This window comes from Roseibium sp. RKSG952 (genome assembly GCF_009711355.1).
The window spans coordinates 19,269-27,008 of sequence record NZ_SMMF01000923.1; the positions used below are offsets into that span (position 1 = coordinate 19,269).

At 55.3% G+C, this 7,740-nt stretch carries 5 protein-coding genes and 1 pseudogene; 5 read left to right on the forward strand and 1 reads right to left on the reverse strand.

The window, feature by feature from the left end:
• Positions 1–56: 56 nt before the first annotated feature.
• The 5 genes from E1297_RS22255 (at position 57) to E1297_RS22275 (ending at position 6,440) form a co-directional block, all read left to right on the forward strand.
• Positions 57–578 carry a cytochrome c family protein gene (locus tag E1297_RS22255; RefSeq protein WP_244327851.1) on the forward strand — a complete coding sequence of 174 codons (522 nt, stop codon included), beginning with the start codon at positions 57–59 and terminating at the stop codon, positions 576–578.
• Positions 579–752: 174 nt separating this feature from the next.
• Entirely contained in the window at positions 753–2,663 is a 1,911-nt protein-coding gene (locus tag E1297_RS22260) for an extracellular solute-binding protein (RefSeq protein ID WP_155142389.1), read from the forward strand.
• Position 2,664: 1 nt separating this feature from the next.
• The gene (locus tag E1297_RS22265; protein WP_155142391.1) at positions 2,665–3,759 is read left to right on the forward strand and encodes a microcin C ABC transporter permease YejB; all 1,095 of its coding nucleotides are present in this window, start codon (positions 2,665–2,667) and stop codon (positions 3,757–3,759) included.
• Positions 3,760–4,866, forward strand: coding sequence for an ABC transporter permease (locus E1297_RS22270; RefSeq protein ID WP_155142393.1), 1,107 nt, complete (start codon positions 3,760–3,762; stop codon positions 4,864–4,866).
• On the forward strand, positions 4,863–6,440 hold the full coding sequence (locus E1297_RS22275) for an ABC transporter ATP-binding protein (protein ID WP_155142395.1): 1,578 nt from the start codon (positions 4,863–4,865) through the stop codon (positions 6,438–6,440). Before E1297_RS22270 ends, E1297_RS22275 begins: the two co-directional genes overlap by 4 nt.
• Positions 6,441–6,464: 24 nt before the next feature.
• Here E1297_RS22275 and E1297_RS22280 read toward each other — a convergent pair.
• A pseudogene (locus E1297_RS22280) lies at positions 6,465–7,740 on the reverse strand (elongation factor G); the annotation flags it as partial.

Here is a 7,740-nt window from a genome sequence, read left to right on the forward strand (position 1 = left end):
TGTCTATACCTTGCCTCTTGCAAGGGGAAGCCTTAGACACCCCGCAGACAGCTGAAATGGACAAGCGATCAATGTTCGACACGATGACAGTTACCAAGGCCGCCGCTGGCCTGTTCGGCACCTTCCTGGTGCTCCTTCTGGCAAAATGGGGAGCCGACGTTCTCTATTATGCGGGCGGGCATGGCGCCGAAGCCGCCTATATCATCGAAACCGAAAGCTCTGGCGAGAGCGCTGACGGCGAAGAAGTCGTCTTTGAGGAAATGCTGGCCGCAGCCGATCCCGAGAAAGGTGCCAAGGTTTTCCGCAAGTGCACCGCATGTCATAAACTGGAAGACGGCGCGAATGGCACAGGTCCATATCTTTATGCGATCGTTGATCGTCCTGTAGCTGCGGCCAAAGGCTTCACCGGTTACTCTGCAGCGATGCAGGCCCATGGTGGCAACTGGACACCTGAGGCTCTGGATGCCTTCCTGACACGTCCGAGCGCCTATATCTCGGGCACCTCCATGAGCTTTGCCGGTCTGAAAAAGCCGCAGGATCGGGCAGACCTGATTGCCTATCTGCAAACCATCAACTGATTTTTCAGTCAGTTTCGACAAGTTTCAAAGCCGCTGCCACGTGCAGCGGCTTTATTTTTTCCTTAGTGAATCTTCACAAAGTGTTCACGCAGTCTAAACTTGCAACTGTCAGTGCTGGACCTTTAGCTAGCACGAACAAGATTAAAGTCGTGAACGACCCAGAGGATGAGCCATATGAATCCCCGCCTGCCTGAAACGCGCGTATCAACTGTTCGGCCTTGGGCATCAGTTTTGGGAATATCGGCGGCTTTACTGCTGGGGATAGCTGGACACTCTACTGCAGCTGAAGAGAAGATTACCAAAAGTCACGGCTACTCGTACTTTGGTAATCTGGACTACCCGGCCGACTATGAGCATCTGGGCTATGTCAATCCGGATGCGCCTAAGGGTGGAGAGCTTTCCCTTGCGGCATCGGGTACATTCGATTCATTAAACCCCTACTCGCGCAAGGGCCGCCCGGGTGCTTTGACAACACTTCAGTATGATCGCCTGATCGACAGCACTGATGACAGTGTCGGTCAGTACTACGGTGTCATAGCCGAAAGCCTCGAGTATGACGAAGGGCGCAACTACGTCATTTTCCATCTGCGGCCCGAAGCGACATTCTGGGATGGCACGCCCGTTACAGCCGAGGACGTCGTCTATAGCCACAGGCTGTTCATCGAACAGGGTTTGCCGTCATACGCGCAGGCTGTCGGTCGGATGGTGACCGGTGCTGAAGCGCTGGATGATCACACCGTCAAATTCACTTTCAACCCCGACGTGACCCGCCGCAGTCTGATCGAAACGGTGGGTGCGACCCCCGTGTTCTCTAAGGCTTGGTTCGAAGCGGATGAGTCCCGCCGTCTGGATGAGCCCCGGCTCGAAGTTGCCGTGGGATCCGGGCCATACAAACTGGACAGCTACGACATCAATCGCCGCATCGTCTATAAACGCCGAGATGACTATTGGGGCAAAGATCTTCCCATCAATCGGGGTCGGCATAACTATGACACCATTCGCCTGGAGTACTTCGCGGACCAAACTGCTGCTTTCGAAGGGTTCAAAGCGGGCGAATACACTATGCGGATCGAAAGCGATCCGAAACTCTGGGCGTCCAGCTACGACTTCCCAAAGCTGACTGAAGGTTTTGTGGTAAGGGATGAAATTCTCGATGGCAGCCCTCCGACGCCATCCGGGTTTGTTTTCAATCTGGCCAAACCGCAGTTTGCAGACAAAAATGTGCGTAAGGCCTTGGCTTTGGCGTTCAACTTTGAATGGGCAAATGAATCGCTGATGTTCGGACTGAACGCACCGCGCAGTTCGTTTGTACAAGGTACCCCGTTGCAGGCTGAGGGTTTGCCAGATGGCGCGGAACTGGAATTTCTCGAAACGCTTGGTGACGTTGTTCCAGCAGAGTTTCTGGCCGAGCCCGCACTGGTCGTGCACGAATCCAATCCGGCACGTTTGAATGATCGCCGCAACCTACGCAAAGCGTCCAAACTTCTGGATGAAGCCGGTTGGCCGGTAGGCCAAGGGAATCTGCGCCGTAACGCGCAAGGGCAGACGCTGCGGGTTGAAATCCCGTATCCCTCCAACCTGCCGACATCGACGGCAACGATGATCGAAACCTTCGTTCAGAATCTGCAATCCATTGGTGTCGATGCCAAAGCTGAAAAGGTTGATCCTGCCCAATACACGCTGCGCAGCCGTGAGCGGGATTACGACATGGTCTATTCAACGCGCTACGGCTCTTTCCTGTCTACGGGTGGCGGGCTGAGCCAGATGTATGGGTCGGACGAAGCTGAGTTCAGCCTGTTTAACCCGGCCGGACTAGCCAGCCCGTTGGTTGATGCAATCATTGAAGCGTCATTCGAAACGGACAATCAGGCCGATCAGGATACGGCGCTCATGGCGCTCGACCGTGCTTTGCGGTATGAGTTCTTTGTGATCCCTGTCGGATACATCGCGGACTACTGGACGGCCTACTACGATATGTATGAATACCCTGAGAACCTGCCTCCCTATGCGCTCGGATACCTCGACCTGTGGTGGGTCAATCCAGAGAAAGAGGCAGAACTGAAGGCAGAAGGCGCACTGCGATAACATGGGCGCCTATATTCTAAGACGCCTGTTGCTCGTCATTCCGACGCTTCTGGGCATCATGATTGTCAATTTCACGCTGGTGCAATTTGTACCGGGTGGACCGGTTGAGCAGATCATCGCGCAGATCGAAGGGCAGGGTGATGTCTTTGCCGGTTTTGCCGGTGGCGGCGATACCGGTGCCGGTGCAGAGCCCGCAGGCGGGGTATTCGACGACAAATACGTTGGTGCACGCGGTCTGCCTCCTGAGTTCATCGCGGAACTGGAAAAGGAATTCGGTTTCGACAAGCCGCCGCTTGAGCGATTTCTCGGTATGATGGGTAACTATCTGACGCTGGATTTTGGTGAGAGCTATTTCCGGTCGATCAGTGTGATTGATCTGGTGCTTGAAAAGATGCCGGTTTCGATTTCGCTGGGTCTTTGGTCGACACTGATTGCGTATCTGGTGTCGATTCCGTTGGGTATTCGCAAAGCGGTAAAGGATGGCTCAAGATTTGATACCTGGACCAGTGGTGCGATTATCGTGGCTTACGCGATCCCGGGTTTCCTGTTTGCGATCCTGCTGCTGGTACTGTTTGCGGGTGGTTCTTACTGGCAGATATTCCCGCTTAGGGGGCTCACCTCAGACAATTGGGATAGCCTTAGCCTGTTTGGCAAGATCGCCGACTACTTCTGGCATATTGCCTTGCCTATCATCGCCCTGACGATTTCGGCTTTTGCGACGCTGACATTGCTGACCAAGAACTCATTCCTCGATGAAATCAAAAAACAATACGTCATGACTGCGCGCGCTAAAGGGCTGAGTGAAAGCCGGGTGCTGTACGGTCACGTATTCCGGAATGCTATGCTCATCGTCATCGCAGGGTTCCCTGCGGTATTCATCGGCGTTTTCTTTGGCGGCTCAATCATCATCGAAACGATCTTCTCACTGGACGGCCTTGGACGGCTGGGTTTCGAAGCTGCTGTCGCGCGTGATTATCCCGTCATCTTCGGTACGCTCTTCATCTTCGGCCTGATGGGACTGGTCGTCGGTATCATCAGCGACCTGATGTATGTCCTCGTCGATCCACGCATCGACTTCGAAAAGCGGGAGGGGTAAATGGCGCTTTCCCCTCTCAATCAACGGCGTTGGCGCAATTTCCGGCGCAATGGCCGGGCGTTCTGGTCGCTGATCATTTTTGGTGTTCTGTTCGGCCTTTCGCTTTTCGCCGAATTCATCGCCAACGACAAACCGATCCTGGTCAGCTACCGGGGTGAGCTCTATACGCCAATCTTCAAGTTCTATCCGGAAACGGATTTTGGCGGAGATTTTCAGACCGAAGCGATCTACCGCGATCCCGAGGTCCAGTGTTTGATCGACAGCGGCGGTCTCGAGCAGTGCTTTGATGACCCCGAAGGGATCATTGAACAGATCGACGCCGGAACCTTTCAGGCCGAAGGTTTCGAGCGTGGTTGGGCGATTTGGCCCCTTATCCCCTATTCCTTCAACACAAGTGTGGATCGCCCCGGTGCGGCCCCACTGCCGCCCAATGGCCAGAATCTTCTGGGTACGGATGACACCAAGCGCGATGTGCTTGCCCGGGTCATCTATGGCTTCCGTCTGTCGATCCTGTTCACCCTGATCGTGACCGGTGCGGCCAGCCTGATCGGGATATTTGCCGGTGCCATTCAAGGGTTTTTTGGAGGTTGGCTGGATCTGATTTTCCAGCGCATTATCGAGATCTGGTCGGCCACGCCCTCGCTCTATGTGATCATCATCATGTTCGCGATTCTGGGCCGAAGTTTCTGGCTGCTGGTGGCGCTTATGATCCTGTTTTCGTGGACCGGCCTGGTCGGGGTTGTTCGGGCTGAATTTCTGCGGGCGCGAAACCTTGAATACGTGCGGGCGGCCAAGGCGCTGGGCGTCGGCAACATGACCATCATGTTCCGCCACATGCTGCCCAACGCGATGGTTGCCACGCTGACATTCATGCCATTCATCGTGACCGGAACCATTGGCGGACTCGCAAGTCTGGATTTTCTGGGCTTTGGTCTGCCCTCATCGGCTCCGTCGTTGGGTGAATTGACCCTGCAGGCAAAACAAAACCTTCAGGCCCCTTGGCTGGCGTTCACCGCGTTTTTCACCTTTGCCATTATGCTGTCACTGCTGGTCTTTATCTTTGAAGGCGTGCGTGACGCATTCGATCCCAGAAAGACCTTCTCATGAGCCTGCTGGATGTGAACAACCTCAAGGTCTCGTTCCGCCAGGACGGGCAGGTCAGTGCAGCGGTAAAAGGTGTGTCCTTCACCGTTGATCGTGGTGAGACCGTTGCTTTGGTTGGTGAGTCCGGTTCCGGAAAGTCAGTTACAGCGCTCAGTACTGTGTCCCTGCTTGGCGACAGCGCAATTGTCGAGGGATCGGTTCAATACGACGGGCAAGAGATGATCGGCGCCTCTGAAGATCTGCTGATGGACGTTCGTGGTAACGATATCAGCTTTATCTTTCAGGAACCGATGACCTCGCTCAACCCGCTGCATACAATCCAGAAGCAGATGGCGGAATCTCTGGCCTTGCACCAGGGCGTGTCAGGAGATGTCGCGCGGGAACGGATTGTCGAGTTGCTGACCAAGGTGGGCATACGCGATCCCGAAGACCGGTTGGACAGCTATCCTCATCAACTGTCAGGCGGGCAGCGTCAACGCGTGATGATCGCGATGGCGTTGGCCAACAAACCCGATATCCTGATCGCAGACGAGCCGACAACAGCTCTGGATGTGACCATTCAGGCGCAGATTCTTGAGCTGCTGGCTGAACTGCAAAAATCCGAAAACATGGGGATGCTGTTCATCACGCATGATCTGGGGATCGTTCGCAGGATCGCGGATCGGGTTTGCGTGATGAAGGACGGCGAGATTGTTGAAACTGGTCCAACTGCCGAGATTTTCGACAATCCGCAGCATCCTTACACACGTAAGCTGTTGGCAGCGGAACCTTCAGGACACCCGGATCCGGTTGCAGCAGATGCCGAAGAGGTGGCCCGTACGGATCACCTGAAGGTCTGGTTTCCCATCCAGCGCGGTTTTTTGAAACGGACCGTGGGGTATGTGAAGGCTGTCAACGATGCAACGCTGAGCGTCCGCGCGGGAGAGACTTTGGGCATAGTCGGAGAGAGTGGTTCAGGCAAAACCACATTGGCTCTGGCGATCATGCGTTTGATCGCATCCGAAGGCGGGATCACGTTCCGCGATCAGGACGTACGCCGCTGGTCCACGCGTGAACTGAGGCGGCTGCGCAAGGATATGCAGATCGTGTTTCAGGACCCGTTCGGCAGCCTCAGCCCAAGGATGACATGCCAGCAAATCATTTCCGAAGGGTTGGCGATCCACAAGGTAGACCCGCATCGCGCCCCGCGCGAACTGGTTGCCGAAGTGATGACAGAGGTCGGGCTGGATCCAGAGGCGATGGATCGCTACCCTCACGAGTTTTCAGGCGGCCAGCGTCAGCGTATCGCCATTGCGCGCGCGATGGTCCTGCGACCCAAACTGCTGGTTCTGGATGAGCCGACAAGTGCGCTGGACATGACAGTTCAGGTCCAGATCGTTGATCTGTTGCGCGACCTGCAGCGGAAATATGGGCTGGCCTATTTGTTCATCAGCCACGACCTCAAGGTCGTGCGGGCAATGTCGCATAATGTGATCGTCATGCGGAATGGTGATGTAGTTGAAATGGGATCGGCTGAGTCATTGTTCGAGAACGCTCAGACCGATTACACGCGCGAACTTATTGCAGCAGCAGGCTAAGCTTGGCCTGCTGCTGCAGTTCACTTAGGCGTTGGCTGTTTCGCGGGCAGCTGACTTGGGCACTGGCCCGCGCAGTTCTTCATAATGATCAAATTGCAGTTTGACCCAACCTGTTCCGCGCGTTGCACTTGCCAGGGTGCGGTGCAATTCGTCCTCGGCCACTGCGGGGAGCTGAGCATTAAAAATCTCCCAACCTGAGGCATTTGGATTGCCCTCGAAGCCTAACACCTGCCCCTGCAAAGAACTGATCGTCGGAACCAGATCACCGACAAAGGCAGAAGGCAGATGGATTTCGGCATTCAGGATCGGTTGCAGAACCACAGGCTTTGCCTGTGGGAGCGCTTCGCGCACCGCATTCTTGCCAGCAGTTCTGAAGGCGTAGTCAGAACTGTCGACGTTATGGTGCTTGCCATCGCTCAGCGTGATTTTGACATCTACAACAGGGAAACCTTCAGGCCCTTGTTCAAGCGCGTCTTTTGCCCCGTGCTCTACAGACGGGATGTAGTTTTTGGGTACAGCGCCACCTTTGACGATTTCATCAAACTGAAAGCCAGCACCGCGTGGCATTGGTGCTATCGAGATCACAACATCGGCAAACTGACCCGCGCCGCCTGACTGTTTGCGATGACGATGCCGGTGTTCGATGGTTGAACGAATAGTCTCGCGATATGCAGTCTCAACAGGTTCAGTCGCAATCTCGACGCCAAAATCCTCGTCCAGTTTGGTTGCGACGCGGCGCATATGTTGTGGGCCTTGCGATCCCAGAATTGCATGACCACTAAGCTCATCCTGAGCCAGATGAAGACCTGGATCGATCTCGACCATACGCCCAAGAGCATTCGATAGGCGCACATCGTCCCGCTCATGCGCAGGTGACACGATCTGCCGGTGGGCTGCAGGGTGCGACGATGCCCATTCGGGCAACGGAGTGGCGGAGTTGCTGTCGTAGAGATTACCCGGATTAAGATGGTCGGATTTGACGGCAAGGCCGATCTGACCCGCCTCGAGCTGATTGATCTGCGTCTTGGCATCCAAAGTGGTCAGATTTCCGACCGTCTCGCCCCCCAAAGGTTCATGCGCTTTTACACCATCACCCAAGCCACGCAGGACGATGATTTTACCAACATGTTTTTTGACGTCTGCAAAACCAGCAATCGCGCGGGCGTTCTCAGCTGCTTCATCACGTCCGGCGGCGATATCGAACTCGGGTGCCTCGTGCCGTAGTGCTTTCATCAGGCGGGTCAGGCCATTCCCGTGACTGGCAGCACCCAAACAGGCAGGGATCAGCTGGTGGTTCTGC

What these genes read in the sequence shown, in the direction of transcription:
- E1297_RS22260 (WP_155142389.1), top strand. Translation starts at nt 753, where the DNA reads ATGAATCCCCGCCTGCCTGAAACGCGCGTATCAACTGTTCGGCCTTGG.
- E1297_RS22265 (WP_155142391.1), top strand. Translation starts at nt 2,665, where the DNA reads ATGGGCGCCTATATTCTAAGACGCCTGTTGCTCGTCATTCCGACGCTT.
- E1297_RS22270 (WP_155142393.1), top strand. Translation starts at nt 3,760, where the DNA reads ATGGCGCTTTCCCCTCTCAATCAACGGCGTTGGCGCAATTTCCGGCGC.
- E1297_RS22275 (WP_155142395.1), top strand. Translation starts at nt 4,863, where the DNA reads ATGAGCCTGCTGGATGTGAACAACCTCAAGGTCTCGTTCCGCCAGGAC.
- E1297_RS22255 (WP_244327851.1), top strand. Translation starts at nt 57, where the DNA reads ATGGACAAGCGATCAATGTTCGACACGATGACAGTTACCAAGGCCGCC.